A 26,992-nucleotide genomic window follows, 5' to 3' on the forward strand; every position below is an offset into this window, starting at 1 on the left:
CGCAACTGCAATTGGCGCCTCTCCTATTACTACAGCGGCAGTTGAGCTGGGTGTGCGCTGAAGACTCGTAGATTCGATCAGCCGGTGCCGGACCCGTTTGCGGCCTGTACCCAGAGGTCCAGCCCCGCGCGGAGGAGTTCGCGCACGGCGGCGGTCTCCTCGTCCGTCCAGGCTCCCTCGCCAGCGGCCGGTTCGAGAGCTTCGCCGCCGAAGATCTTTTCATAGGCGCTGTCGTGGATCGATCCTTGGGAGGGAAGGGGTGGGCTGGCCTTCAGGCTATGGGAGAGGTCTTCGAAGAAGTTCCACGCGTCCAGCAGCAGCCCTGCCGGGACCGGGCCAAGGTCAGGATGCTCGACCCACCGCCGTACGACGCCCAGGTCGAGAGTGCCTTCGCCTTCCCAGGCAAGCTCCCAGCCGTTGCGATCGCAGTATTCCCGCAGCGCCTTGAGGTCATGGAACGCGAGGAGTCTTCCGAGGTCGTCAATGGCGAGCCCATCGGGGGCATCGCCCTCTCCGGGCCGCCAGATCAGCGTCAGGTCCCCTCGCCTGGTCGCGATTCGGTACGGATAGTAGTCAGCCATTCGAGGTCTCCCTGGTGCCGCGGCGGCACTCGCCGCGTGGATCATCCTGCCTGCGATGATCGTCGTGTGGTGACTTCGGATCAGGTGGAGCTGTGGGGTGCGGAGCTGGCGGGTCTGGGGCCGCGGGTCGCTGGGTGTTTCGAGCGGTCGGAGCCGCGGGCGACAGCGGTCGCCTATGCGAGGGGGCTGCTGGCGGACGTGCCGCGCAAGAACGGATGGCAGTTGGCTGAGCAGGCCGGGGCCGCGACGCCCTGGTCGACGCAGCGGCTGTCGGGGGCCGCCCGCTGAGATGCGGACGGGGTCCGCGATGTGGTGCTCTCCTACGTGGTCGAGCGTCTGGGTGAGCCTGACGCGGTGCTGGTCCTGGACGAGACGGGGTTCTTGAAGAATGGCAGCCGGTCGGCGGGCGTACAGCGGCAGTACACGGGCACGGCGGGGAGGCGTTTCTGAATGAATGTCAGGGTCGACCTTCCTGGTGATCCGCGTCAGGTAAGCGAACGCGAAGCTGTTCGATGGTTCGGGCGGCTGACCCGGGCAGTGGTGTGACGGCGACGCGATGGAGGTCCAGGAGGCGGTGGCCGTCCTGGCCGGAGCTGGGCCGTCGCATGTTGGCCCGTGCGCTGGCGGCTGGGGCTCCGTTCGCGTGGGTGGCCGCGGATGCGGTCTACGGTCAGCATCCGGGTCTGCGGGAGTGGTGCGAGGCGAAGTCCCTGCGGTATGCGATGGCGGTCCCGTCGCACTTCAAGGTCACGGCGGCCGGCCGGTCCGTCCAGGTTCACACCCTGCTGCCCCGGATCCCGAAAGAGGCGTGGGAGCGGCGTAGTTGTGGTCAGGGCTCCAAGGGGATACGGCGCTACGACTGGGCGACCGTAGAGGTGGGAGTGCGGCACTCGGCCCGACGGGGCGCGGCACTGGCCGCACCAGCCGCGGGCTTCGAGCACCTGTTGCCGGTACGGCGTTCCATCGCTGGTCCGGCCGAGTTCGCGTTCTTTCTCGTCCACGCGCCGGTGAGGACCGTGCTGGCGGAGGTGGTGGCCGCGGTGGGCGCGCGCTGGTCGGTCGAGGAGTGCTTCGAGACCGCGAAGAATGAGTGCGGCCTGGACCAGTACGAGGTCCGCAAGTGGCCGGCCTGGTATCGACACATAACGCTGGCGATGCTCGCCACCGCCCTCCTGGCGGTGATCCGGGCCGACCACCCGACCCCAAAGGGGGCAGTCACGCGGGACAAATCAGCCTGATTCGCCTGTCCTGCAACGAGATCCGAAAGCTCCTCGCGCGCACACTCCTACGGCCGCTCGACGACCTTGCCCACATCCTGGCCTGGTCTCGCTTCCGCCACCACCAGGCCCAGGCCAAGATCAGCTACTGGCGACGACGCGGCTACCCTCACCACTTACAAGTGCCGCTGCAGTACTATGCCCCACCCATCCGACAGTTGGATTTGCCAGACATATCAGCTTCCTACTTCGAATGCCGCGCCTTATGGGCGGCGATCAGGTCGCGGTACCAGGTGTAGGAGGCCTTCGGGGTGCGCTGTTGGGTCGCGAAGTCGACGTGGATGAGGCCGAAGCGCTGGTGGTAGCCCTCGGCCCACTCGTAGTTGTCGAGGAGGGACCAGGTGTAGTAGCCGCGGATGTCGATGCCTTCGGCGGTGGCGGCGGCGAGGGCGTCGAGGTGGGCGGACATGAAGTCGATGCGGGGTTGGTCGGGGGTGGTGGACTCGGTGACGGAGCAGCCGTTCTCGGTGATGGTGATGGGTGGGAGGGTCTTGCCGTAGGTGTCGCGGAGGGAGAGGAGGAGTTGGCGGAGGGCGTCGGGGACGACGGGCCAGCCGAAGGCGGTGTGGGGGACGTCGGGGATGTCGACGAAGTCGAAGGGGAGGCCCGGCTCGGTGGGGGCGGCGATGCGGGTGGGGTTGTAGAAGTTGAGGCCGAGGCCGTCGAGGCCGGGGGCGGCGATGAGGTCGGTGTCGCCGGGGTGGATGGCGCCGTAGAGGTCGTCGGGGACGCCCAGGGCGGAGAGGTCGGGGTAGCGGCCGAGGAGGACGGGGTCGGTGAACAGGCGGTTGTGGAGGGCGTCGTAGGCCTGGGCGGCGGCGAGGTCGGCGTCGGAGGAGGTCGCCGGCTCGACCGGGGTGAGGTTGTTGGAGAGCATCACCTCCAGGCCGCGGTCGTGGAGGACCGAGGCGGCCAGGCCGTGGGCGAGGAGCTGGTGGTGGGCGGCCGGGAGGGCCTCCAGCATCAGGGTGCGGCCGGGGGCGTGGGTGCCCAGGGCGTAGCCGAAGACGGTGTGGACGAAGGGCTCGTTGAGGGTGATCCAGGCGGGGACGCGGTCGCCGAGGCGGTCGGTCACGATCGCGGCGTAGTCGGCGAAGTGGTGGGCGGTGTCGCGGTTCAACCAGCCGCCGCCGTCTTCCAGGGCCTGCGGGAGGTCCCAGTGGAAGAGGGTGGGGAGCGGGGTGATGCCGGCGTCGAGGAGAGCGTCCACCAGGCGGTCGTAGAAGGCGAGTCCGGCGGGGTTCACGGGACCGCTGCCCGTGGGGAGCACGCGGGGCCAGGCGATGGAGAAGCGGTAGCCGTCCAGCCCGAGGTTCTTCATCAGCGCGATGTCCTCGGGGTACCGGTGGTAGTGGTCGCAGGCCACCGCGCCCGTGTGGCCGTCGCGGACGGTGCCGGGGCGGGCCGCGAAGACGTCCCAGACGGAGGGCCCGCGGCCGTCCTCGGTCACCGCCCCCTCGATCTGGTAGGCGGCGGTGGCGGCGCCCCAGCGGAACCCCGTCGGCAGGTCGTAGCGGTCCGGCATGACTGCCTCCTGACGTGAACGTGAGGGGAACTCATGTTACTGACGCGACACCGAAACGCCAGGGGCAACCGGCCACCACGACAAGGGAAACCCGGCCGGAGGAGCGCGGCGCGCGCCCCGGCGGGAGCGGTCGGACGGGCCCCGACCGCCCGCGCGCCATCCCACCGGGCCCCGTCCGGTGGCCGACCGCCGGGGAGGGAGGTTGCATGGGGTGACCGGGCCCCAGCGATTCGGGAGGCTGCCGTGTACGAGATGTGGGCCGAGCACGACCCGGCGGTGTCACCGCCGGCCGTGGTGTGGCACGTGGTGACGAAGAACGACTCGTCGACGTCCCTGTGCGGACGTTTCCTCGAACCCGCCCAGCGCGTCGCGCCGGCCGCGGGCGGCGGGGAGTCGGCGGGCCCGGACCGCTACTGCGATCCATGCCTGATCACCGTTCGCGAGGCCATGGCCGCGGCGGCTCGGTGACCGACGCCGTCAGGTCGCCCCAGGTCCGTCCGGCCGATCTTGGCGGGACGGGACCTGGGCGTCCGAGGGCGGCGACGGCAACGGCAACGGCGAGGGCGTGAACAGGAGTGCCGGAGCGGGAGGTCGGGCGGTTCCGACCGTCCGGGCCGGTCAGTACGGCCCGGCCAGTGCGGCCACCCCCGGGAAGCGGGCGATCGCCTGGCCCGCGGTCGGCGGGTGGGCGCGCCGGGGTCGCAGTGCGCCGAGGGCCACCGCGGGCCTGGCCAGCCGGGCGGGTCTGGCGGCGAGGGAGAACACCTCGAAGTAGGCGGCCGAGACGGCGGGGTCGGTGAGGGCCGCGCCCAGCACCCGGCGGGTGTACCAGCGGGTGAACACGGCGGCGGGCCCGGCGGCGGTGGCGGGATGGCTCGACAGCGCGTCCGGGAAGCCCTCGTCCTGGTCCTTGGCCATGTCCCAGGGCGTGTCGACGACCCTGGCGATCCGCCGCTGGATCAGTGCGCTCACCCCCGGGTGCAGGCCTTCGCTGTCGACGGCGGCGCGGATGGCGGCGGCGCACTGGGCGGCGACCGTCATGCCGTGCCCGTACACCGGGTTCAGTGCCGCCACCGCGTCGCCGGTGGCGGCGAACCCGGCCAGCGGGCCGCCCTCGTAGCACTCGTAGCGGCGCCGGCGGTTCAGTGTCCCGTGGCAGGTGCGGATCGGGCCGAGCGGGCGGGCGGCGCGCGCGAGGTCGTGGACGACCGGGTGGTCCAGCGCCTTCAGGAAGTCGTGGAACTCGCGCTCGCCCCGGGCGGGTTCGCCGCCCCGGGTGCCGGAGAGCGTGACGATCCAGCGCCCGTCCTCGATCGGGATGATGGTGGCGCCCCGACCGGGCCGGCCACGCCCCGGGACGGGCACGATGCTCACCACCGGGAAGCCCTCGTTTCCGCCCGGCGTCTCGAACACCCGGGCGGCGTAGGCGAGTCCGGCGTCCACCGTCTCCTCGCACAGGCCCTTGACCCCCAGCGCGCGCAGCCACTCCGGGGCGCGGGAGCGGCGGCCGGTCGCGTCCACGACCAGGTCGGCCCGCAGGGTCTCCCGCGAGCCGTCCGGGTTCTCGATGTGGACCCCGACGATCCGGCCCGGGCCGCCCACCAGGCCGAGGACGGAGGTGCGTTCGCGGACCGTCACGTTCGCCTGCTCGCGCAGCCGCCGCCGCACGACGTGGTCGAGCAGGTGGCGGCTGCACGCGATCAGGTAGGCCGGCGAGTCGAAGCCCTGGAGCCAGCCCGGCCCGAGGCGCATCAGCAGGCCGGCGGGGATCGAGCGGTAGTGGGCGCCGGCGGCGAGCAGGGCGTCGAGCGTTCCGGGCAGGACCTCCTCGACGGCGTCCGCGCCGCCGCCGAGCAGGATGTGGCTGAACTCGCCCTGCGGCAGGCCCCGGCGCGGGCCGGGCAGGACGGGCAGGACGTCCTGTTCGAGAACGGTGACGGTCCGGGCGTGCGGCGCCAGGGCGGCGGCGGCCAGCGTGCCGGCCAGGCCGCCGCCGAGGACGAGGGCCGTGCTCACCCGGCGGCTCCGGTGGAGGCGAGGCCGTCCCGGCGGGTCGCGCGCATCCACACCGGGCCGGGGCGCAGCGTGGCGAGCGGCAACTCGCGGACGGTCCGGCCGGGGACGTGCTCCAGCCGCCAGGCCCGCATGATCGTGGCGAGCAGCAGGACGGACTCGGTCATGCCGAACTGCTCGCCGACGCAGCGGCGCGGTCCCGCGCCGAAGCCGATGAACGGACCGCGCTGCGGGTGGACGCCCACCCACCGCTCGGGGTCGAAGCGGTCGGGGTCGGGGAACAGGGCGGACTGGCGGTGCAGGAGGTAGGGGCTGTAGACGACCGTCGTGCCCTCGCGCAGGCGGTGCGCGCCGAGTTCGGTGTCGGTGGCCGTGACGCGGGTGAGCAGCCAGCCCGGGGAGTACAGCCGGACGGCCTCGCGGACGACCCGGGTGGTGAGCTCCAGCCCGTCCACGCTCGCCGACGTGCCGGCCGCCGGGGTGGCGGCGGTCTCGGCCGCGCCCACACCGAGCGCGTCGGCCTCGGGCGCGTTCACCCCCAGCACGTTCACCCCGGCCGCGCGCACGTGGGCCGCGTCCACCTCGGCCCGGACCCGATCGGCGATGTCCGGGTGCTGGGCGAGCAGGTGCAGGGCCCACACGGTGGAGTTGGCGATGGTGTCGAAGCCGGCGGCGAAGATCGTCATCACCTGGTCGGTGACCTCCGCGTTGGAGAGCACCTGCCCGCCCGCGTCGGCGGCCACCAGCGTCGACACCAGGTCGCCCCGGTCCTCCGGATCCGCGCGGTAGGCGGTGACGACCTCGTCGACCAGGCGCACCAGCCGGGTGCGGGCGGCGTCGTAGCGGCGGTTGGCCGGCAGCGGGATCCGGTTGAGCCGGTGGGGCAGCAGCATGCGCCGGTAGGAGCCGCCGATCAGCAGCACGAAGTCGTCGACGGTCTCCTGGAGGCCGGTGAACGGCAGCCGGGTGAACAGGGTCGAGACCAGGCTGCGCCCGGCGGCCAGGCTCAACTCGGCGGTGATGTCGACCTCCTGCCCGTCGCTCCAGGACCCGGCCAGCCGCCGGGCCTCCCGGGCCATCACCTCCGTGTACCGCGCGATCCGGTCGGCGCGGAAGGCGGGCTGGACGTAACGGCGCTGGCGGCGGTGGTCGGCGTGGGGGCAGGTCACCAGGCCGTTGCCGGCGAAGTCGCGGACCCGTTCGAACAGGAACCCGCCCTTGTCGAAGACCCGGTCCTCGCGCAGGACGTGCCGGGTCAGCTCCAGGTCGCAGACCACCACCGCCGAGACCGGCCCCAGTCTGATCTGGACGAGGCCGCCGTACCGGGGCAGGGAACGCAGGAACGCCAGCGGGTCGCGCAGGAACGGCACCAGGTGCCCGAGCAGCGGCAGGCCGCCGGGCGGACGGGGGATCATCGCGGTGACTCCGTACGGTAGCGGGCGGCCGTCGCCGTCCAGTGGATGAGCGCGCGGGTGAAGCGGACCAGTCCGAGGGCGAAGGCCCGCACCTCGCCGGGCGACGAAGGGTCGCGGGCGATGCCGTCCGCCAGGAACTCCAGCGTCGTCGACTCGGCCTCGCACAGCGCCCCGAGCCGGGCCGACGCCTCTTCGGGGGCCAGGCCCTCGTGGACGGTGAACGAGCGCAGCAGGTTCTTGCCGTTCCCGGCGGCGGACTCCCCCTCGGCGGAGTAGAGGTCGTTGACCCAGCAGACGACGTGGTTGAAGCGCATCAGCAGGTCCGCCACCCTCGGGTGCCGGAACACCTCGTCGGCGAGGTCCAGGCCGTGGGCGAGCTCGATCCAGCCCGCCGCGCACGACACGGCGCCGTCCTGGTCCCGTCGGCGCAGGTACTCGGGGACGGTCTGCACGGCGCCGGCCGGGGCGGCGGCCCCGAGGTCGCGGAAGGCGGTGCCACGGAAGGGGGTGTCGCGGAAGGGGGTGTCGCGGAGCGAGGCCTCGTCGAGGTAGCCGAGCGAGGTGTCCAGGTACGCGCGGAAGTACGCCGCGTAGCGCGCCCGCCACTGCGGCGGCGTCAGCTCGACCGTCTCCCGCCACAGCACCGCGAACGCCTCGACGAGTGCGTCGCCGGGCGGCTCGATGCCATCCGAGCCGCCATCCGAACCGCCGCCCGGAACGCCGCCCGAAGCACCACCCGAGCCGCCGCCCGGAGCGCTACCCGGAACGCCGTCCGAACCGCCGCCCGAACCGCCGCCCAGGACGTCCGTGAGTGCCCGGACGGTCCGCCGGGCCGCCGTGACGGGCCCGCCGATCCACTGGTCGTCGAAGCGGTCGTCGAGGATCCAGGTGAGCACCAGCCACTTCGCCGCCGCGACCAGTCGCGGACCCCGGGGAACGTCGCCCCACGCCTCCGCCACCAGGTCCAGGTGGCCCTGTGCCAGGAACCCTTGGACGTCACCGCCGAGCACGCCGCTCGCCACCAGCCACGCCCCGACGTCCCGGCGGAGGGCGTCGGCCTCGCCGTGCGGCGCCGGTCTGGCGACTCCCGCGAGGAGGTCCGGGCCTCCAGGGTGCTCGGCGGCGAGGCCGCACATGCCGCGGTACGGCGAAATGCCCATGCCCGTGCTCCCCCTCGCTCACCACCTCCGACCGGCCGGTCGGAGAAGGACCAGTCTGGCCAGCCACCGCGACTGTTCAAAGCGCAACCATCGCTTTTCCCCCGCACGAGTGATCGCGCCGTCACCACGTCGACACGGACCGTGACCGATCCCACCCCCTCCCGACGCGCCCCACCCCTCGACGGCCAGGCTCTCGCCGGGCGTCCGATAACCGGTTGGGACGTGGTGCCGGAGTGGCTACGGTGGCGGGATGGCGACTCAGGTGATTGTGCTGAACGGTGGTTCCAGCTCGGGCAAGTCCGGGATCGCCCGGTGTCTGCAGGCGGTGCTGCCGGAGCCCTGGCTGACGGTCGGGGTCGACACCCTGATCGAGGCGGCGCCCGCGTCCCTGCACGATACGGACGGGGGCATCGGCTTCGCGGCCGATGGCGGGGTGAGCGTCGGGGCGGCGTTCCGGGCCTTGGAGGCGGCGTGGATCGCGGGGGTCGCGGCCATGGCGGGGGCGGGCGCGAGGGTGATCGTCGACGAGGTCTTCCTCGGCCGGTCGGAGTCCCAACTCCGCTGGGAGAAGGCACTCGTGGGCCTGGACGTGCTGTGGGTCGGGGTCCGCTGCGAGGCGGCGGTGGCCACCGGCCGGGAGCTTGCCCGGGGGAACCGGATCCTGGGGATGGCCGCTTCGCAGGCGGAGCTGGTCCACCAGGGCGTGCGCTACGACCTGGAGGTGGACACCTCGCGCACCGAGTCGCTGGAGTGCGCGCGGAGGATTGCCGCCCACCTCGGGGGCGGCGCCGCCGGATCCGCCCCCGTGGGCGGGTGACCTGGGCCTGTGGGCCCTGGCCCTGCCCGTGCCCCTGGCCCTGACCGACGCGGAGTCGGCGTCGGCCAGGGCCAGGGGCACGGGCAGGGCTCAGGCCTGAGGTCAGGGGTTCTCCCGGTGCCGCCACCGCACCGGGTCGGCGGCGCTCGGCACCGACGCGTCGGCTCCCGGTGCTCCGGCCCCGGTCCGCGCCAGCGGCCGGTAGTCGGCGCACGACAGCACGAGCAACTCGTTGTCCCCGGGCTGGAATTCGTAGTCCACCCGCTCCACGCGGCTCGCGATCCCGAGGGCGTCCAGGTGTTGGCGCATCCCGTCCAGCTCCCCGTAGCGGACGCCGGTGTCGTACACCATGACGGGGAAGAGCCGGACTTCGCGGCGGGCGATCCGGGCGAGTTCCAGGAGGGCCGCCAGGTGGAAGTCCCCGTCCAGCCGGTTGCCGTACGAGAAGAGCAGGTGCGAGCTGAGAACCAGGTCGAAGGAGTCGTCGGCGAACGGGAGTTCGGGCAGCGAGCCGGCGACGTAGCGGTCCGGGCGGGCGGCGATGTCGGCCTGGAAGTCGCGGGCGTTGGCGATCCACTGCCGGGTGAGGCGGTCGGGGTCGCCGTACCATGTCCAGACGAAGTCCGATGCCTCTCGGACCAGTTGGTCGCGCTTGTGCCGGGTCTCCCGTTCGACGAGGACGCCGAGGTCCTCCCGGTGGTGGGCGTACTCGCGGTCGACGGCCACCGCGTCGATGCCGCGCCGGCCGGCCTCGGCCGTGAAGGCGGCGGCGCCGCCCGGGCAGTCCAGGATGCGCCGGCCGGGGGCGAGGTCGCCGTCGGTGAGCGCGAACATCGCGCGGTATTCGTCGAAGGAACGTGCGCTGACCAGCACGGTTCAGCCCCTTCCGATGTACGGCATGGTGGTGGGCAGGACGGTCAGGGACTGGACGTTGGTGTCCGGCGGCATCGAGGCCATCAGCAGGACCGCCTCGGTGAAGCGTTCCACCGGGATGGTCGCCTCGACCGCCATCGTGCCGTCCGCCTGCATGGCGGCGGGCTGCGGGCCGCCGTCGACCGGGGTGACGTTGCCGACGTCGATCTGGCCGACCGCGATGCCGTGCGCGCGGCCGTCCAGGGAGAGCACCTTGGTGAGGCCGAGGACGGCGTGCTTGGCGGCCGTGTAGGCGATGGAGTTGGGCCGCGGGACGTGGGCGGACGGCGCGCCGTTGTTGATGATGCGCCCGCCCTGCGGGGACTGGGTGCTCATCACCCGGAAGGCCTCACGGGCACAGAGGAAGCCGCCGGTGACGATGGTGTCCAGGACGCGGTTCCAGTCCTCGAACGGGGTCTCGGTGATGGGTCGGCGCGGGGCGGCGGCGCCGGCGTTGTTGAACAGCAGGTCGACCCGGCCGAAGCGGTCGCGGACGGCGTCGAACAGGGCCGCGACCTCCTCCGGTTGGCGGATGTCGGTCGGGACGGCCAGCACCCGGGCGGGGTCGACCTCCGCGAGGGCGATGGTCTCCTGGAGGGCGTCCTTGCGTCGCCCGGCCAGCGCGACGGACCAGCCTGCGCCCAGCAGGGCCAGGGACACGGCCCGGCCGAGCCCGCTGCCGCCGCCCGTGACGACGGCCGTCCGCCCGTGTGGTGCCTGTACGCTCCCGGTCACATGTCCTCCGCGTTCATCCAGATCCGCAGCATCCGCCGGGAGTTCGGCGCAGGCTCGTCCACGTAGGCCGAACGCCCGTGCAGGACCCGGCTGTTGCGGATGATCAGCAGGTCTCCGGCGGCCATCGGGAGGCCGAAGGCGATCTCGGGCCGGTAGAGCACCTCGTCGAGCACACCGAGCGCGTCCCACTGGCGGTCCGTCAGCGGCGGGCCGCCGCGGTCGGGGGACGAGCGGACGGTGCGGGTCTGGTAGTAGCAGGCGATGGTCCCGTCCTTCTGGGTGTAGAGGATCGGGGAGACCACGACCTGCGGCCCGGCCCGACCGGTCCGGTCGAACGTCCAGTCCTCGGTGAGGGTGGCGAGGGCGTCCGGCCGCTCCCGCTTGATCAGGTCGTAGACGTGCCGCGCACTCGCCAGCTTGGTCAACCCTCCACCGTTGTAGGCGGGTTGGATGCAGAGCAGGACGAGCAGGTCGCAGGTGTCGCAGTGGAATCCGAGCTCGGTGTTGCCGTCGCCGTCCTGGTCGTGCAGCACCTGGGTGAGGTCGCCGCGCCCGTTCTGCGGGACGATCTCGCCGAAGTCCCGCAGCAGGAAGGACAGGGCCGCCGCGACCTCCTCCTCCGGGGCGGTCGGATCCATCAGCCCGGTGACGTGGGCGACGCCGACGGAACGGGCACCGCCCTGGACGAGCGCGCGCAGCTTCGCCCGGACCGGCTCGGCCGCGCCCCACCGCCCGGCCCGCGCGTCCGCCCAGAGCAGTTGTCGCTCGCCCTCGTCGAGCGGGAGCGACCACTGCTCCCGCCGCGCCTCCAACTCCTCGCTGCTCCAGCCGATTTCGGACACCGTGTCGTCGTACATGTGCGGAACCACTCCTCTCTACCGCTGGGCGGCGGCCGCCGCCACCGCCTTGGACCAGAGCGCCAGCGCCTCGTCGACCTGCCCGGCCGTGACGGTCAGGGCCGGGATCATCCTGACCACGTTCAGGTGGATACCGCAGATCAGCAGCAGCAGGCCGAGGTCGGCCGCCGCCTGCTGGACGCGCTTGGCGGTGTCCGGGTCCGGGGAGCCGTCCGGGTGGCAGAACTCGTTGCCGATCATCAGCCCGAGGCCCCGGACGTCCGCGACGCCCGGCGCTCCGGCGGCGACCGCCCGCAGGCCGTCCAGCAGCCGCGATCCCTGTTCGGCCGCGTTGTCGACCAGTTGCTCGTCCCGGATGACGTCCAGCGTGGCCAGCGCGGCGGCGCAGGCCACCGGGTTGCCGCCGTAGGTGCCGCCCTGCGAGCCGGGCCGGGCCCGCCGCATCAGGTCGGTCGGCGCGGCGATCGCGGACAGCGGGAAGCCGCTGGCCAGGCCCTTGGCCGTGATCAGGACGTCGGGCACCACGCCCTCGTGGTGCAGGTGGGCCCAGAACCGGCCGGTGCGGCCGAAGCCCGTCTGGATCTCGTCGACGACCAGCAGGATGCCGTGCCGGTCCGCGCGCTCGCGCAGCCCGGCGAGGAACCCGGCGGGCGCGGGCACGTAGCCTCCCTCGCCGAGCACCGGTTCGACGAACATCGCGGCGGTCTCGGAGGGGGCGCTGACGGTCGCGAGCACCTGGTCGAGTCCGCGCAGGGCGTGCTCCACGGCCTGCGCCTCGCTCAGCCCGAGGCTCAGACCGAGCCGGAAGGCGTCGGGGAACGGCGCCACCGCGACACCGGGCATCACCGGGCCGACGCCCGCGCGGAAGCGGCTGCCGGCCGTGGTGAGCGCGGCCGCGCCCATGGTGCGGCCGTGGAAGGAGCCCTCGAAGACGATCACGTTCTGCCGGCCGGTGGCGTGCCGGGCGAGCCGCAGCGCCGCCTCCACCGCCTCGGTGCCGGCGGTGGCGTAGAACAGCGAGTCCAGGCCGGGCGGCAGCACCTCGCCGAGCCGCTCGGTGAGGGTGAGCAGGGGGTCGTGCAGCACGGTGGTGTACTGGCCGTGGATCAGCCGGCCGGCCTGCTCGCGCACCGCCTCCACCACGCGCGGGTGGCAGTGGCCGGTGCTGGTCACCCCCACGCCGGAGGTGAAGTCGAGGTAGCGGCGGCCGTCGGCGTCGAAGAGGTGGAGCCCTTCGCCGCGGGTGGCGACGACGTGGGTGGCCTGCTTGAGCACCGGGGAGAGCTGGGACACGAGGTCCGCCTTCCATGGGTCTGGGGGTACGGGTCGGTGGGGGCGCGGCTCACGGGGCGCCGGCGCGGCGGACGGATCGGTACGGCGGACGGGGGTCGGTCCTACGCGCGGGAGTCAGTGCGGCGGACGGGGGTCAGTGCGGCGGTGCGACGGGCGGCAGGTAGCCGGCCTCGGCGGCCCGGGTGAGCGCGGCCGACCACCACTGCGGGGTGGGCTCGGCGAACCGGACGCCCAGCCGGTCCAGCACGGAGGTGGTGTACGCGCGGTCCACGAGGACGTTGCGCTCCTCCTGGAGGGACCACGCGGCGGCCAGCCCCGCCGCCGTCGGGTGGTCGCGTTCGGCCCGGGCGATCGCCGCCGCGAAGGCCTCGTCGTCGGTGAGCCGGACGGGGTGGCCGTGGCCGGCGAGCCAGCGGACGAGCTCGTCGTGCGGCGTCTCGTGCGGGCTCTCGACGTGGTAGGCGCCGGGCGCGGCGTACGGGTCCAGCGCGATCGCGGCGATCCCGGCGGCCACGGTGTCGACGTAGGAGAACGCGTAGGTGGTGCGCGGCCGGCGCGGGGCGGCGCCGGCCAGCAGGTAGCCGCGGATCAGCTGGTAGATCCGGTTGTCGCCGATGTTGGCCTGGAAGGCGCCGGTCCGGCTGTGCGCCGCGATGTGGCCGCTGCGGTACAGGTAGGCGGCCCGCCCCGTGGCCGCCCAGGCGCGGACGGTCTGCTCGGCGGCGAACTTGGTCCGCTCGTACGGGGTGCGGAAGTGCTGGCCGATCCGCAGGTCGGCCTCGCTGAAGCGACGGGGCGGGCCGTCCACGCCGCCCGCGACGGCGAGCGTGGAGACGTGGTGGACGCGGGCCGCCGGGGCGTGCTCGTCGATCCAGCCGAGCAGCCGCCGCACCGCGGTGTGGTTGGTCCGCTCCAGGTCGTCGGGCGAGGCCACCAGCCGGACGTCCGCGGCGGCGTGCACGACGAGCTGCGCGCCCCGGGCCCACGCCAGTCCGGCCGGGGACAGGCCCAGCCCCTCCCGGTCGATGTCCCCGGCGACGACCTGGATCCGGCCGTCGCCGGCGCCCGCGCCCAACCGCCGGACGGCGCCGGCGTCGTGCTCGGCCCGGACCAGGCAGGTGACGTGGGCGCCCCGCTGGACGAAGGCGTCGAGCAGGTGCCGCCCCAGGTAGCCGGTGGCGCCGGTGAGCAGTACCCGGGCGGGTTCGCGCACCGTGGTGCGGGCCGCCGGTACGGCGGGTGCCCGGGTGCCGGGGTGGAGCAGCTGGCCGGAGGTCGACAGCGGCGCCCGGACGGGACGGGTGGCGGTACCGGCACCGGTACCGGCCTCGGCGGCCACCGTCCCGGCGAACGCGGCGACGATCCGCTCGGCGGCGGGGTGCGGCAGACCGGGCCACCCGTACACCAGGTCGGCGACCAGCCGGTTCTCCACGATGCGGGCGGTGAGCCGCAGGTCGTACAGCGGGTCTCCGCCGGTGCAACGGGCCACTCCGGCCTGCTCGTCCGCGACGGTCCAGTCCAGTGCGGGCTCGTCGGGCAGCCGGAAGGTGCCGAGGAAGTTGAACCCGGCGGCGGGGCGGGTGCCTGGTGCGTCCATCGGCTGGACGGGGGCCTCGCGCAGGCGCTGAGCGGCCCCCTCGGGGCCGGCCGACGCCTCGACCACCAGCCGCTTGACGGCGGTGAACCAGCCGACGGTGTCCAGGAATTCGCCCGGATCGCCGGCGGTGTCCCGGCCGTGGGTCTCCACCTCGACGGGCAGCCGCGGGTGGCCGCTCCAGCCGGTCACGGCGTCGGCGAAGGCGGCCAGGAGGAAGGCCTCCAGGCCGGTCCCGCCACCGTGGCGGCCGACCAGCCGGGCGGTGCCGTCCTCGTCGAGCGTCCAGCCGACGGCCGCCGGCTGCGCGCGGACCGCGGACTCCGGTGCGGACTCCGGCGCGGACGCCGGAGAAGGCGACGCCGGTGCCGGGGGCGGCGGCGCGGCAGCGGCCCACTGGTAGAAGTCCGGGGTCGGCGGCAGGTCGGCCGGCTTCTGGTCGAGCACCGCCCGGTAGGCGTGGGCGAGGTCGTCCAGCAGGATGCGCCAGGACAGCCCGTCGACCACCAGGTGGTGCGCGATCAGGGCGAGCCGGTCGTCGGTGCCGGGCGGGCCGGTGAACAGGTGGGCGCGCAGCAGCCGGCCGGCCAACGGGTCCAGGCTGCGGTGGAGTTCGGTGCAGGCCCCGGCGACGGTCTCGGCGATCGGGGCCGTCCCGCGCGGGATCCGGGAGAAGGACAGCGGGTCGAGGTCGGCCACCGGCCGGGGTGCGTCGTAGCCCTCCGGCGAGACGGGCCGCCGCAGCGCCGGGTGGCGTTCCAGGACGGCCGCGAGCGCGGCCGAGAGCGCGGTCGGGTCGACGGCCGTCCGGCAGCGCAGCAGGACGGACTGGTTCCAGTGCCGCAGGTCGTCGACGGACCGCTGGAGGTACAGCCACCGCTGCGCGGGGGCGAGTTGACTCCCCCGGTCGCCGCTTCCGGTCCGCCCGGCCGGAGCGGAGGCCGGAACCGGTACGGCTGCGGCGGCCGCGGCCAGGCCGTGCGCCGTCGGGTGCCGGTAGAAGTCGTCGTAGTGGACGCGCAGGCCCGACCGGCGCAGGAAGGCGACGGTGCGCATGGCGAGGATGGAGTCCCCGCCGAGGTCCAGCACGTCGGTGTGCGGCCCGACCCCGGGCAGGCCCAGTGCGGCCGCCCAGAACCCGGCGATCGACCGGGCCAGCGCGTCCCCGTCCGAGGACGGCCCCGACTCCGCCCGGGCCTCGACCAGTTCGGCGACCAGCTCGGCCAGCCGATCCCGGTCGAGCTTGCCGTTCGGCCCGACCGGGAACTCCGGCAGGGTCAGGATCGGCTGCGGCACGGAGTAGCCGGGCAGTCGGTCGCGCAGGTAGGAGCCGATCCCGGCCAGCCCGGCGCCGTCGGCCGACAACCGTACGGCGGCCAGGAGTTGGTTCCCCACGGCGGTCTCCCGGACCAGCACCGCGGACCGGGCGACGCCCGGGAAGTCGTCCATCGCCCGCTCGATCTCGGCGAGGTCGACCCGGTAGCCCCGGATCTTGACCTGGCGGTCCACCCGGCCGAGGAAGACCAGGCTCCCGTCCGCCCGGCGTCGACACAAGTCGCCCGTGCGGTACATGCGTTCACCGTCGTGGCGGACGAAGCCGCGCGCCGTCTCGGCGGGCCGGCCGAAGTAGCCCGCGCTGACGCCCCGGCCGCCGATCAGCAGCTCCCCCACCGCGCCGTCGGGCACCGGCCGCCCGTCGCCGTCCAGCAGGGCGAGCCGCACCTCTCCGATCCCGGTGCCGATCGGGACGGTCGGCTCCTCGGCCGGCAGCTGGCGGGCGGTGGCGGCGAGGAAGCAGGTGGCGCCGACGGTCGTCTCGGTCGGGCCGTAGTGGTTGACCAGCCGGGCGGTGACGCCGGTGTCGAGCAGGGCGGCCGCGAACGGGCGCGGCAGCGCCTCACCGCCGAGCAGCACGGTGTGCAGGGGCGGGGCGTCGCCGGGCCGGCCCTCCAGCAGGACGGTCAGGTGCGAGGGGGTGGTCTTCAGCACGGACACCCCGGCGCGCCGCAGCGACGCCCAGAACGCCTCCGGGTCGCGCACCTCGCCGTCCGGCACCACGTGCACCGAACCGCCGACCGCGAGGGCCAGCAGCCAGGCGGTGTGGCCGAGGTCGGCGGCCAGCGTGGTGACGTGCGCGACGCACGGGGCGTCGGCCTCGGTGAAGCCCAGCCGGTCGGCCAGCGCCCGCGCGTAGTGCACCGCGTTGGCGTGGGTGACGGCCACCGCCTTGGGCTCGCCGCTCGACCCCGAGGTGAAGGACAGGTACGCGGGGTCCTCGGCCGCACCGAGCATCAGCTCCTCGGCCCCGCAGAGCATGAGGTCACCGGCCCCGCCGGGCATGAGGTCACCGGTCGTGGCGGGCACGCTGCCCGGCGCGTCGGGCAGGCCCTCGGGCCCGGCCAGCCGGTCGACGTCCACCACCTCGGCCGGATGGCCCTCCGGCCCGGGGAAGGCCGCCTCGGTGCTGAGCACCCGGCCGATCCGGACGGCCGCCAGCCTCCGGGCGAGGTCGGCCGCCGACCAGTCCGGGTCGGCCATCACCGCCGCCGCGCCCGAGCGCAGCACGCCGTGCAGCAGCACCAGCATGCGGGCGTCCCGGGGCCCGAGCAGGGCGACCCGGTCGCCCGGGCCGGTGCCGGACGCGGCCAGCCGGGCCGCGATCCGGCCGGCCGCGGCGTCGAGGGTGCGGTAGTCGAGGGTGCGGTCGCCGTCGGTCAGGGCGGTCCGGTCCGGGTGCTCCCGGGCGAGCCGTAACAGGAACCCGGACAGCGACCGGGCGGACGACGCGGCCCGGTTGGACGGCGTGGACGATGCCGACGGTGCGGACGGCGTGGACCGGACGTGCTGCGTCGCGAAGGTCACTCCGGCTCGCCTCCCGTCCGGGCCGCCCGCCCGGCGCGGACCGGCCCCGTCGCGTGCGGGTCCACGACCAGGGGATCGCCCGCGAGGAACGCGTCCAGGCGCGGCCGGTCGGGCAGGCGTCCGGCCAGCTCCCAGGCCAGCATGCGGTGCAGGCCGTCGATGTGGATCAGTCCCTCCCGGACCAGCAGGTCCGTGTAGTCGGGGTGGTCGACCGCGCCGGTGCTCAGGTAGACCGGGGTGAACGGGGCCCACCGCAGCAGCCGGAGCTTGGCGGCGCAGACCGGGTTCGCGGCCGACCAGGCGGCCTCGTCGGAGCGGATGCGCTCGGCCGCCTCGGCCACCGTCAGGCCGGAGCGGGGCACGAGTTCGCGCGCGCCGCCCTCGCTCAGGTGCCAGGGCAGGACGACGCCGAGGACGTCCGAGCGCGAGAGCCGGACGCGCCACCAGCCGCCGGGGATCCGGCCGGCGCGTTCGACGTTCTCCTCGCCGTCCCGGTTGCTGTTCGCCTCGTGGGCGCGCTCCACCGGGTGGTCCCGCAGGTAGGCGTGGTGGACCTCGGCGTAGGCGACGGCGGTGACGATCTCCACGCGGTGCTCCTCAGACAGTTCCGATCATGCTGTTCCGGCCAGGGCGTTCCGGTCAGGCGGTTCCGATCGAACAGTTCCGGTCAGGCGGTTCCGACGTACTCGGTGAAGTGCCGTTCCGCGAACAGCTCCGGCCACCGGCCCTCCGCCAGGCCGAGTTCACGGGCCCGGGCGAGCATCAGCCGCCAGTGCGGCTTCACCGGGCGCCAGCGCGCCCCCACCTGGCAGTAGGACGCGTCGATGAAGTACCGGGGCCTGCCCGGGCCGTCCGGCGCCGGTCTGCGGGTGTGGAACAGCGCCGAGTTGAGCAGCACCGTGGAGCCGGGCGGCAGCCGGTCGATGACCACCTCGCCGGGCAGTTCGGCGGTGCCGTGGTGGGCGTACGCCGTCTTCCCGACGGTACGCCGGTGCGAGCCGGGCAGGACGGCCAGGCTGCCGACCTTCTCGTCGAGGCCGCCGAGGTAGTGCAGCGCGTGGACCATCAGCAGCGACGGGTCGGCGCGGTCGTTGGGCTCGCAGTCGTGGTGCCAGGCCTTGCCGGGGATCCCCGGGGCCTGGCGGTCGCTGTGCAGGTGGTGGAAGACGAAGGACGGCCCCATCAGACCGGACAGCGTCCGTAAGAGCGGTGGGTGGGTGAGGAGTTCACCGTGGGCCGGCAGTTCCAGTTCCAGCACCGGGGGCGGGCCGTGCCGGGCGGGGTCGGTGCAGGCGGCGATCGAGCGGGCCCGTAGGCCCTCGTCCACCCAGCGGTCGACCTCGGGGGCCAGCCTGGCCCCGAGCGGCTCCGGCACCAGGCCGGGCAGGACCAGGTATCCGGATTCCAGGAACTGGCGGTGTTGCTCGGTGTCTAGGGCTTCACGCCCTCCGGAAGTCTGCGTCACCGAACCGGCCCCCTCCTTCCGGATGACGGGTCGCACAGTCGGGCACGGCGGATGGGACCTGAACGGGTTCTATGAAACGCACGGGATCATCCAGACCTCGGGTGGCGCCGGGTTCGTCCGTCGTCGCCACAGCTGACACACGTTCACCACGAAAGGGCACGAGTTGATCACGCAAGGTAGTCCGCTGAGGAGTATGAACCGTTGTTCGTGTCCACCACAAGACCATCGCCGACTCCTGGACATCTTCCCGCCACCGTGACGTTCAGCTCCAGCCACCGATCGACTCGTTCCCCACCCGAAACTCCGGACCCGTTGAGCCCCGGTGATTCGCCGCTGGCACAGCGGATGCGGCACAGTGACGTCATGAGCGGCGACACCAGGAGTCACGAGAGCGCCGGGCGGGGCCCCGTGACCAGGCGCCGTCCGGTCCAGCAGCGCAGCCAGGAGCGGTACGGCCGGATCCTCGACGCCTGCGCCGGGCTGCTCGACGAGGTCGGCGCCACCGCGCTCACCACGAAGCAGGTCGCCCAGCGCGCCCAGGTGCCGATCGGCACCCTGTACCAGTTCTTCGCCGGCAAGGAAGACCTGCTGGCCGCCCTCGCCGGCCGCAACCTCGACCGCTACCTCCAGCGGCTCGACCACCGGCTGGCGACCGCCGCGCCCCTCGGCCCGGCCGGGTTCACCGACCTCGCGGTGGAGGAGTTCGTCGCGATGAAGCGCGCGGTGCCCGGATTCGGCCAGCTCGACTTCGGCCTCGCCGACGCGGCCGCCCCCGCCGGGCTGCGGGACGACCGGCACCTGCTCGACCCGGGCGTGGACAACAACACCGCCGTCGCGCTGCGCCTCCAGGCGCTCGGCGGCGAGGTGTTCGCCACCGGCGACCCGGCGGCGCTCACCCTCGCCCTGCGGGTCGCCCTGGAGGCCGCCGACGCGGTGCTCAAGCTGGCCTTCCGCGGCGATCCGCAGGGCGATCCGGCGCTGATCGCCGAGTGCAAGCGGCTGGTCCGCGCCTACCTCGCGGAGCAGCCGCCCGTTGGCTGAGACCGGTCCCCGCACGCCCCTCGGGTCCCGCCCCGCCCCCGTGTCCCGCCCGCCCGCGCCGTTGCGAGCCCGTCGCCGCAGCAGCACAGTGGAAAGCGGAACGGCCGCGGAGGCGGCCGCCACGACCCGAGGAGCAGACCATGCACGCAGCGGTAGGTGACCAGCTCCACATCCACAGCAGGTCGGTGGGCATGACGGACCAGAAGGGAGAGATCGTCGAGGTGCGCGGCGTCGACGGCGAACCGCCGTACATGGTCCGCTTCGAGGACGGCCACGAAGGTCTGATCTACCCCGGCCCCGACTGCGCCATCGAGCACCGCCCGGCGGACCGCTGACCGACTCCCCCGCCGCCCCGCACCCCACCCGGGCGAGGTGGTGAGCAGCGGTGTCCGTCCCCACGGCCCCGCTGCCCGGAGCGCTCGCCGGGCTCGCGCCACTGCTGGACCACTACGGGTACCTCGCGGTGGCGCTGCTCGTGCTGCTCGACGACTGCGGCGTCCCGGTGCCCGGGCAGACCGTCCTGGTGCTCGCCTCCGTGTACGCCGACACCGAGTAGCCGGGCAGCCGGGCAGCCGACCCGTCCGGATGGCCGGGCGGCTCAGCGCAGCGGGAACACCTCGAACGGCGCCGCGAACCGCACCCCGAGCCGGCCGCCCGCTCCCCGCCCGGCACCCTCCAGGAACTCGCGTGCGTCCGCCATCGCACCGCCCAACCCGCCCAGCCCGGCCAGGTACGCCTTGTGCTCCTCCAGCGAGGCCACGCCCAGGTCGAAGTGCTCGGTCGTGTCCACCGCGTGGCCCGACTCCGGCGAGGCCGCCGCCCACACCTGCCGGACGCCGTTCCACGGCTCGTGGCCCTCGGCCAGCAGTTCCCGGAACACCCACCGGTTGCCGGCGTCCCGAGCCGCGTCCAGGGCGGCCCGACCGACCGCGATGTGGTCGGCCTGGTTGGGGGCGGTCCCGCCGTACGTCTCCCGGAAGTTGCTGGTGATCACGATGTCCGGCCGGTGCCGGCGCACCGCCCGGGCGATGTCGCGGCGCAGCGGCAGCCCGTACTCCACCATCCCGTCCGGGTACCCGAGGAACTCGACCACGTCGACGCCGACCACCCGCGCCGAGGCGATCTGTTCCGCCTCCCGCAGCGGCCCGCACTCCTCGGGGTCCATCGAGTCGATCCCGGCCTCGCCGCTGGTGACCATCACGTAGACGACCTTCTTGCCCTGCGACGTCCACCGTGCGACGGCCGCGGCGGCGCCGTACTCCATGTCGTCCGGGTGCGCGACGACGGCCAGCGCGGTCCGCCAGTCCTCGTCGACGGGCTGGTAGGGCTCGACGGCCTGCTCACTCATGGTGCTCGTCCCTCTCGGTGCGGCTCACAGTCGCATGGTCCTACGGTCGTTTCGCAGGCGACTCTAGAAGACCCCACACCGACACCCCGCCGGACACCACCCCGGGCCGGCGGGGTCGCCCCTGACGCAGCACGGCTCGCCCGGAACACCGCGACGGGGGAGGCGCGGCGTTCCGGGCGAGGTCTGTGGGGAGGCTAGCTCGCGTCCGGGGCGAGTCGGCCGTCGAGGGGCTCGGGATGGGGCTCGGGGCTGGGCTCGGGGCGGGGCTCCGGGGCGGGCCAGCCGATCCGGGTGGCGCAGAGCGAGACGACCGCGGCGGAGACGGCGACGGCGGCCATGCCCCACACCAGGCTGGTGGCGTCGGCGATGAAGCCGATCACGGCGGGCCCGGCGAGCAGCCCGGTGGTGCCCATCGCGGCGACCAGGGAGAGCGCGTCCGAGCCCTGGCGGGCCGCGGCGACGTAGACGCACGGGGTGACCGCCGCGACGCCGAGGCCGACGCAGGCGAAGCCGATCAGGGTCGGCACGACGCCGCCGACGAGCAGCGCGAGGGCCAGTCCGGCGCCGGCCAGCAGGCTGCCGGTCCGCACGATCCGGCCGTCGCCGAAGCGGGTGCGCCAGCCGTCCGCGAAGATCCGGGCGAGCACCATCATCACCGAGACGACGGCGATGCCCAGCGGGGCGAGCCCGGCACCGGCGTTCACGACGTCCTTGAGGTAGAGCGCGGACCAGTCGTTCATGGCGCCCTCGGTGACGGTGCCGAACACCATCGCCAGGCCCATCCAGAGGGTCGCCGCGGCCGGGAGGACGAAGCGGCGGCGGTCCTTCTTCGCGGCCGGTGCCTGCTCCTGGTCCGGCCCGTCCTGCGCCGCGGCCGGCGCGTCGTCCGTGAGCAGTCCGGGCCGGGCGGCCACGACCAGCACCGCGAGCAGCGCGGCGGCGACCCCGAAGTGCACGGCGAGCGTGCCGGTGAAGGCGGTGACGCCGGAGGCGAGCAGCGCGGCGAGCAGCGAGCCGGCGCTGAAGGTGGCGTGCAGGCGGGACATGGTGGTCCGCGCGTAGCGGGCCTCCAGCGCCGCGCCCTGGGCGTTCATCGCGACGTTCAGGCAGCCCACGGCGACGCCGTCGCAGAACAGCACCAGCAGGGTGAGCGGGTAGTCGGGCACCACGGACAGGGCGACCAGGACGACGCCGAGGGCGAGCGCGGAGAGCACGGACAGCAGGCGGGAGCCGAACCGCCGCATCAGCACCGCGACCAGCGGGAAGGACACCGCGGCGCCGACCCCGCAGGTCATCAGCAGCAGGCCGATCTGGGCCTCGCCGAGGTCGAGCCTGGTCTTCAGCGCGGGGATCCGGGAGACCCAGGTCGCGTACTGGAATCCGAGCAGGAAGAACAGTGCGGCGATGGCCAGTTGGGACCGGCGGAAGTCGTCGCGAACGGGGGACATGTGCATCAGCCCACTTCGGCTCTGGGTGGGAACCCGGGGGACGGGTCGGTGGAGGGGGTCAACTCCTGGACGGCGGCCGGGACGGCGGCCGGGGCCTGGACGGCGACAGAAGCAGCGGCCGGGCTCAGCGGCATCGCCATGTAGAGCGCCTCGGGGCCGTAGCTCCCGGGCAGTCCGATCTCGGGGCGGGCGCGGTAGCCCAGCGGGGCCCACACCACCTGCGAGCCGCGGACGGCGACCAGGGACATGGTGCGGTAGCCGCGGGCCCGGGCGGTCTCCTCCAGGCCGCGCAGCATCCGGTGGGCCAGGCCGCGGCCGCGCAGCTCCTCGGCGACGACCAGGTCGTGGAGGTGCATGTTGGTCGCGCGGACGCCGCCGGCCTCGGCCCGGCTGAGGTCCGGGCACCGGAACAGCGGGTAGGGCAGCGCCAGCAGGTAGCCGCCGAGGCCGTCGGCGTGCTCCAGGACGAAGCAGGTGTCGGGCGAGGCGCGGTGGCGGGAGCGCAGCGCCTCGCGGCCTTCGGACAGGCCGCTGGCGGCGTAGGCCCGCTCCTCCAGCGCGACGACGCCGTCCCAGTCGTCCTCCTGGAGCAGCCGGATGCGGAGGTCGGTCATCTGCCGGTGTCTCCGTCCGGGCCGCCGGTCCCGCCGATGCAGGTGTAGGGCAGCGGCTCGAAGCCGTTGAACCCCTGGGTGGTGTAGGCGGTGGCGTAGGCGCCGCAGGAGTGGATCCAGACCGGTTCGCCGGAGGCGATCGCGCGCGGGACGCGGACCAGGCCGTCCTCCTGGGCGTACGCGTCGTCGCTGTCGCAGGTCGGGCCGGCGACGACGGCGTTGACGAACTGGCCGCCGGGGTGGGTGGGGAATTCGAGCCGGTACTGGAGCTCGTCCATCTCGTACAGGCCGTTGAACTTGCCGCAGCTCAGGAAGAGCCAGTCCTCGCGGGTGCCGTCGAGCTGGTGCCGGGAGGAGAGCCGGGCGACGTGGGCGCGGATGGCGCCGTGGTCGGCGACCAGGTGCCGGCCGGGCTCCAGCAGGAACTCCAGCGGCGCGGCGTTGACGGTGCGCAGCCGGTCCATGCCCTCGCGGATGACCGCGAACATCTTGTCCAGCGGCGGGTCGAGCGGGCGGCCGTGCCGGTCCAGGACGCCGAGGGCGGGCAGGCCGCCGCCGAGGTTGATCCGCCGCGGGGTGATGCCGCGCCAGTTGAGCGCCTCCAGGACGGCGGCGAGCGAGTCCACGGCGGCGCCCCAGGCTTCGGCGGTCATCTGCTGGGAGCCGACGTGCACGGAGAGTCCGGACGGGGTGAGGCCGGCCGAACGGGCGGCGTCCAGGACGCGCAGGGCGTCCTCGGGCGAGCAGCCGAACTTGCGGCTCAGGCCCCACAGGGCGCCGTCGCCCGAGGTGGCGACCCGGCAGAACACCCGGGAGCCGGGGGCGTGTTCGGCGATGGCGGCGACGTCCTCCAGGCTGTCGGTGGCGAAGTCGCGCACGCCCAGTCGGTAGGCCTCGGCGATGTTGCGGTCGGACTTGATGGTGTTGCCGTAGTGGATGCGGTCGGGGCTCACCCCGGTGCGCAGGGCCTGGGCGATCTCCTGGGGGCTGGCCGCGTCGAAGCCGGAGCCGAGGGCGGCGAGGCGCCCGAGCACCTCGTCCACCGGGCAGGCCTTCATGGCGAACCGGACGGCGACGTCGGGCAGTTCGCCGATCAGGTCGGTGTACTGGCGCTCGATGCCGTCGAGGTCGTAGATGATCCGGTCGTCGGTGGCGGCGGCGAGGGCGGCGCGGATCGCCGTCCGGTCGTGCGCGGCCGGGTCGGGCGCGGCGCCGGTGTGGGCGGTGGTGTGGTGCGCCGGGGCGCGGTGGGCGATGGTCTGACGTATCACGAATGGCTCCCGGTGCGGCTACCGCGGCAGCCGGTCGGCGGGCGTGGCCTTGCTCGCTCGCATGAGCGGGCCCCACGCGTCGATCAGCAGCGCGAAGTCCTCGATGTCCGCCTGCGCTTCGTCGAGCAGACGCGCCCGCTGGGGCGCCAGGTGGTCGGCGAACTCGGCGTACTTCCCGCCGAGTCGCCGGTAGCAGTGGTCCAGCGCGTCGAGCCGTCGGTGGTTCTCCGCGCGGTCCGTCGCGGCGCTGCGGCGGGCGGAGTCGGCGATGACGTCGGCGCGGATGTGGTTCGCCTCGTCGAGGAGGGCCCCGCCGGCCGCCTCCATCTCGGAGTAGACCGGGTACAGGTAGAGCATGGAGAGCAGGAACTTGGCGTAGCGCAGCTGGTAGGCGGTGAAGCCCGCGCCGGTGCGCCGTTCCGGGGTGTAGTAGTTGACGATGTGCCGGTTGTGGACGACGCCGGGCAGGGTGGCGTCGCGGACGAGGTGCAGCAGGAAGTAGTCGCTGCCGATGGTGGCGGTGGCGGGCGGCAGCGGGACGCGGTCGTAGACCTCGTGGTCGAGGGCGACGTTGCACATGTCGATCCGCCAGATGTCGGGCAGGTCGAGCACGGCGCGGTCGTGGCGGAACGGGTCGGTGCCGCCGCCGGTGAAGGAGTCGGCGACGAGTTCGCGGCGTTCCTGCTCGCTCGCGCCGGTGGGCGCCCAGAGCGCGACGACCTGGTGGTAGGCGTCCGGGTCGAGTTCGCGGATCTCGCCGATGTCGACGGAGAGTTCACCGACGAAGGAGCCGCCGACCAGGGCGACGGGCTTGTCGGCGTGCACCGGGTCGAGGGTGACCTCGGTGACGGCGGCGGCCGCGTCGGCCGCCTTGAGGCCGAGCGTGGCGAGCTCGTGCTCGATCGGGAACACCGTTTCGCCGTCGAGCAGTTGGTACGCGCTGTCGGAGTCGCGGCGGTGCACGGAGGCGCAGCCGAGCGCGCCGGCGAGCAGGAACGCCCGGTTGGTGCAGGCGCCGTAGGAGACGGCGTCGGGGAGCATCAGGTCGAGCAGCTGGTCGCCGACCGGCCCGTCCGGGCCGGCGGCGCCGGAGCGCTCGATCACGTCGCGCAGGAAGCCGCGTTGGGCGGCCTCGTCGAGGTGGTGGACGACCACCTCCCCGGCCCCGGACGCGGTGCCGGAAGCAGCGCCGAACGCGGTGCCGGAATCGGTGCCGGAATCGGTGCCGGAGGCGGCACCGGACCCGACGGCGGGCAGCGCGGCGACGGCCTCGGCGTGCCGCCGGTAGGTGGCCGGGTCGGCGGAGTCCAGGACCAGCAGGTGCACCCGAACGCCGAACCGCCTTGCGGCGTAGGCGGCTTCGGCGCCGACCGCGGCGATGGTGGCCGCGCACTCGCGGTTGGTGGGCAGGGTCAGGCAGACGGCGCGCATGCCGGCTCCCCCGCGGACTCGGCGGGCTGCTGCGGGGCGGGCCGGTCGCCCGTGGAATCCGGGTCGTGCCAGGAGCGCAGTCCGAGCAGCCGCTCACCGAGTTCGGTGAGTTCGGCGGGCCCGTAGCGCAGCGACTCGTGGCGGGTCGCGTCGCCGACCAGGGTGCGGTTCCAGTCCGGGGTGGCGAGGGTGCGCCAGGACTCCACCCGGGAGCGGCGCATCTGCGCGGCCTCCTCCAGCGCGGGCATCATCGACAGGTACTGCACGGCGCGGACGCCGTTCTCGGAGGTGTTGCGGGCGACGCCGTGGGCGAGCAGGCCGTTCCAGATCAGCAGGTCGCCGGCCTTCAACTCGGGCCGCACCACCGGGAACTCGGTGCGGTCGACGTCCGGGCGGATCGGGTCGCGGTCGGCGGCCTGGGCGGCCTGCCACTCGTTGAAGCGGCGGAACAGCTCCGGGTTGCACTGGAAGCCGCCGTGGTCGGGCCGGGTGTCGTCGAGCGCGATGATGCCCTGGACGCGCTGGGGCAGCATGCCCTGGGTGGTGTCGACGTCCCAGTGCAGCTCGATGTCGAAGCCCCGGTCGGTGGGCTCGATCAGCGCGCGGTCGCGGTTGCGGACGTTCGGTGGGTTGAGGTTGAGCCGGTCGAGGGTGACCCAGAGCTCCTCGCAGTCCCAGACGTCGACGAAGGCGTCGTAGACCCTCCGGGCCTGTCTGCTGTCCCAGATCAGCTGGTGGTGGTAGGCCTCGACGAAGCCGTAGATGTGCAGTTCCCGGTCGAGTTCGTCGCGGTAGTCGCGTTCGCGGTACCAGTCCTCGGGGCGGTCGGGCGAGAGGCCCTGGAAGTCCCAGGCGAAGTCGAGCAGGCGCCGTGCGGCCTCGGCCGGGATGGCCTCCTTGACCACGATGTAGCCGTAGGTCTGCCAGAACGCGAAGTCCTCCTCGGAGAGCACCCGCAGTGGGCGCTCCTTGCGGACCTCGCGCAGCGCCGTGCGCGCGAGGTAGCTCTCCCCGTCCTCGCTGAAGTAGGGGCGCGCCGAGGCGGCTCGGTGCAGATATCCGTCAGGGCTCGGCATGGGCAGTCACTCCATGGTTCGTAGTCGACGCAGCGCTTCCTGGACGCACAGTGCGGGCACGGCGAGCCGACGGCCCGTCACCGGCCGTACGTGGAATTCAGCCCGTGGACCGCATGCCGTCCGCATGCGCTCCACCTCGCCCGGGCCCCGACCGTGCAAGGTTCCGCCACGTCAGGGGGCCAACTCGTCGGTCCGGCACGGCCTCTCACCCTGCCTCAGCCCCGGCCGAACCGCGCCCCTCATACGTTGGACTAGAC

The 26,992-nt window shown here is 73.8% G+C and carries 24 protein-coding genes and 1 pseudogene; 7 read left to right on the forward strand and 18 right to left on the reverse strand.

What is annotated here, in order from left to right; genetic code table 11:
• Positions 1-77: 77 nt before the first annotated feature.
• Complete coding sequence (locus tag AB0O19_RS31490; RefSeq protein WP_363624479.1) at positions 78-581, reverse strand: hypothetical protein; 504 nt, start codon at positions 579-581, stop codon at positions 78-80.
• 105 nt (positions 582-686) lie between these two features.
• On the opposite strand from AB0O19_RS31490, the pseudogene AB0O19_RS31495 reads away from it, so the two are divergent.
• Both AB0O19_RS31495 and AB0O19_RS31500 read left to right on the forward strand, forming a co-directional pair.
• Positions 687-1,022 (forward strand): annotated as a pseudogene (locus tag AB0O19_RS31495) (transposase); the annotation flags it as partial.
• A gap of 71 nt (positions 1,023-1,093) precedes the next feature.
• Positions 1,094-1,819: a transposase gene (locus tag AB0O19_RS31500; RefSeq protein ID WP_363624482.1), complete on the forward strand. Its 726-nt coding sequence runs from the start codon at positions 1,094-1,096 to the stop codon at positions 1,817-1,819.
• 223 nt (positions 1,820-2,042) lie between these two features.
• On the opposite strand, the gene AB0O19_RS31505 is transcribed toward AB0O19_RS31500, so the two are convergent.
• Positions 2,043-3,383 (reverse strand): GH1 family beta-glucosidase, encoded by a 1,341-nt coding sequence (locus tag AB0O19_RS31505; RefSeq protein WP_363624484.1) that lies wholly within the window; start codon positions 3,381-3,383, stop codon positions 2,043-2,045.
• A 243-nt stretch (positions 3,384-3,626) separates the two neighbouring features.
• Between AB0O19_RS31505 and AB0O19_RS31510 the strand changes: the two genes are divergently transcribed.
• The gene (locus AB0O19_RS31510) at positions 3,627-3,851 is read left to right on the forward strand and encodes a hypothetical protein (protein WP_363585767.1); all 225 of its coding nucleotides are present in this window, start codon (positions 3,627-3,629) and stop codon (positions 3,849-3,851) included.
• A 150-nt stretch (positions 3,852-4,001) separates the two neighbouring features.
• On the opposite strand, the gene AB0O19_RS31515 is transcribed toward AB0O19_RS31510, so the two are convergent.
• The 3 genes from AB0O19_RS31515 to AB0O19_RS31525 are packed head-to-tail and all read right to left on the reverse strand — an operon-like array spanning position 4,002 to position 7,971.
• On the reverse strand, positions 4,002-5,399 hold the full coding sequence (locus AB0O19_RS31515) for an FAD-binding protein (RefSeq protein ID WP_363585768.1): 1,398 nt from the start codon (positions 5,397-5,399) through the stop codon (positions 4,002-4,004).
• The gene (locus tag AB0O19_RS31520; RefSeq protein WP_363624486.1) at positions 5,396-6,811 is read right to left on the reverse strand and encodes a cytochrome P450; all 1,416 of its coding nucleotides are present in this window, start codon (positions 6,809-6,811) and stop codon (positions 5,396-5,398) included. The genes AB0O19_RS31515 and AB0O19_RS31520 overlap by 4 nt, the downstream gene beginning before the upstream one ends.
• Positions 6,808-7,971 (reverse strand): terpene synthase family protein, encoded by a 1,164-nt coding sequence (locus AB0O19_RS31525; protein ID WP_363624488.1) that lies wholly within the window; start codon positions 7,969-7,971, stop codon positions 6,808-6,810. The genes AB0O19_RS31520 and AB0O19_RS31525 overlap by 4 nt, the downstream gene beginning before the upstream one ends.
• Positions 7,972-8,221: 250 nt before the next feature.
• Here AB0O19_RS31525 and cpt point away from each other — a divergent pair, with 250 nt between their 5' ends.
• The gene (cpt, locus tag AB0O19_RS31530) at positions 8,222-8,788 is read left to right on the forward strand and encodes a chloramphenicol phosphotransferase CPT (protein WP_363585771.1); all 567 of its coding nucleotides are present in this window, start codon (positions 8,222-8,224) and stop codon (positions 8,786-8,788) included.
• A gap of 102 nt (positions 8,789-8,890) precedes the next feature.
• Here cpt and AB0O19_RS31535 read toward each other — a convergent pair whose 3' ends face one another.
• The 7 genes from AB0O19_RS31535 to AB0O19_RS31565 form a co-directional block, all read right to left on the reverse strand.
• Positions 8,891-9,661, reverse strand: coding sequence for a methyltransferase domain-containing protein (locus AB0O19_RS31535; protein WP_363624490.1), 771 nt, complete (start codon positions 9,659-9,661; stop codon positions 8,891-8,893).
• Between the two features lie 3 nt (positions 9,662-9,664).
• Positions 9,665-10,435, reverse strand: coding sequence for an SDR family oxidoreductase (locus AB0O19_RS31540; RefSeq protein ID WP_363585773.1), 771 nt, complete (start codon positions 10,433-10,435; stop codon positions 9,665-9,667).
• Positions 10,432-11,292, reverse strand: coding sequence for a TauD/TfdA family dioxygenase (locus AB0O19_RS31545; RefSeq protein WP_363624492.1), 861 nt, complete (start codon positions 11,290-11,292; stop codon positions 10,432-10,434). The genes AB0O19_RS31540 and AB0O19_RS31545 overlap by 4 nt, the downstream gene beginning before the upstream one ends.
• An 18-nt stretch (positions 11,293-11,310) precedes the next feature.
• Positions 11,311-12,585, reverse strand: coding sequence for an aminotransferase class III-fold pyridoxal phosphate-dependent enzyme (locus AB0O19_RS31550; RefSeq protein WP_363624493.1), 1,275 nt, complete (start codon positions 12,583-12,585; stop codon positions 11,311-11,313).
• A 133-nt stretch (positions 12,586-12,718) separates the two neighbouring features.
• On the reverse strand, positions 12,719-17,041 hold the full coding sequence (locus AB0O19_RS31555; protein ID WP_363624495.1) for an amino acid adenylation domain-containing protein: 4,323 nt from the start codon (positions 17,039-17,041) through the stop codon (positions 12,719-12,721).
• Positions 17,038-17,628 (reverse strand): DUF6309 family protein, encoded by a 591-nt coding sequence (locus AB0O19_RS31560; protein ID WP_363624497.1) that lies wholly within the window; start codon positions 17,626-17,628, stop codon positions 17,038-17,040. Before AB0O19_RS31560 ends, AB0O19_RS31555 begins: the two co-directional genes overlap by 4 nt.
• Positions 17,629-17,708: 80 nt before the next feature.
• Positions 17,709-18,506 carry a phytanoyl-CoA dioxygenase gene (locus AB0O19_RS31565; protein WP_363585778.1) on the reverse strand — a complete coding sequence of 266 codons (798 nt, stop codon included), beginning with the start codon at positions 18,504-18,506 and terminating at the stop codon, positions 17,709-17,711.
• Between the two features lie 363 nt (positions 18,507-18,869).
• Between AB0O19_RS31565 and AB0O19_RS31570 the strand changes: the two genes are divergently transcribed.
• The 3 genes from AB0O19_RS31570 to AB0O19_RS31580 all read left to right on the forward strand — a co-directional run bounded on the left by AB0O19_RS31570 (position 18,870) and on the right by AB0O19_RS31580 (position 20,103).
• A complete protein-coding gene (locus tag AB0O19_RS31570) occupies positions 18,870-19,547 on the forward strand; it encodes a TetR/AcrR family transcriptional regulator (protein ID WP_363624499.1) in 678 nt (225 codons plus the stop codon).
• A gap of 140 nt (positions 19,548-19,687) precedes the next feature.
• Complete coding sequence (locus tag AB0O19_RS31575; RefSeq protein WP_363585780.1) at positions 19,688-19,882, forward strand: DUF1918 domain-containing protein; 195 nt, start codon at positions 19,688-19,690, stop codon at positions 19,880-19,882.
• A 50-nt stretch (positions 19,883-19,932) separates the two neighbouring features.
• Positions 19,933-20,103, forward strand: coding sequence for a hypothetical protein (locus AB0O19_RS31580; protein ID WP_363624501.1), 171 nt, complete (start codon positions 19,933-19,935; stop codon positions 20,101-20,103).
• Positions 20,104-20,145: 42 nt separating this feature from the next.
• On the opposite strand, the gene AB0O19_RS31585 is transcribed toward AB0O19_RS31580, so the two are convergent.
• From AB0O19_RS31585 to AB0O19_RS31610, 6 genes are all read right to left on the reverse strand, one after another.
• Positions 20,146-20,895: a PIG-L family deacetylase gene (locus AB0O19_RS31585; protein WP_363624503.1), complete on the reverse strand. Its 750-nt coding sequence runs from the start codon at positions 20,893-20,895 to the stop codon at positions 20,146-20,148.
• Between the two features lie 194 nt (positions 20,896-21,089).
• Positions 21,090-22,343, reverse strand: a complete 1,254-nt coding sequence (locus tag AB0O19_RS31590; RefSeq protein ID WP_363624505.1) for an MFS transporter — start codon at positions 22,341-22,343, stop codon at positions 21,090-21,092.
• A gap of 5 nt (positions 22,344-22,348) precedes the next feature.
• Positions 22,349-22,957, reverse strand: coding sequence for a GNAT family N-acetyltransferase (locus AB0O19_RS31595; protein WP_363624506.1), 609 nt, complete (start codon positions 22,955-22,957; stop codon positions 22,349-22,351).
• Positions 22,954-24,132: a type III PLP-dependent enzyme gene (locus AB0O19_RS31600; protein WP_363624577.1), complete on the reverse strand. Its 1,179-nt coding sequence runs from the start codon at positions 24,130-24,132 to the stop codon at positions 22,954-22,956. Before AB0O19_RS31600 ends, AB0O19_RS31595 begins: the two co-directional genes overlap by 4 nt.
• Positions 24,133-24,246: 114 nt before the next feature.
• Positions 24,247-25,659: a DUF6271 family protein gene (locus AB0O19_RS31605; RefSeq protein WP_363624508.1), complete on the reverse strand. Its 1,413-nt coding sequence runs from the start codon at positions 25,657-25,659 to the stop codon at positions 24,247-24,249.
• Entirely contained in the window at positions 25,641-26,735 is a 1,095-nt protein-coding gene (locus tag AB0O19_RS31610; protein WP_363624509.1) for a YbiU family protein, read from the reverse strand. Before AB0O19_RS31610 ends, AB0O19_RS31605 begins: the two co-directional genes overlap by 19 nt.
• Positions 26,736-26,992 lie beyond the last annotated feature (257 nt).

This window comes from Kitasatospora sp. NPDC091276 (assembly GCF_040684355.1).
GTDB lineage: Bacteria > Actinomycetota > Actinomycetes > Streptomycetales > Streptomycetaceae > Kitasatospora.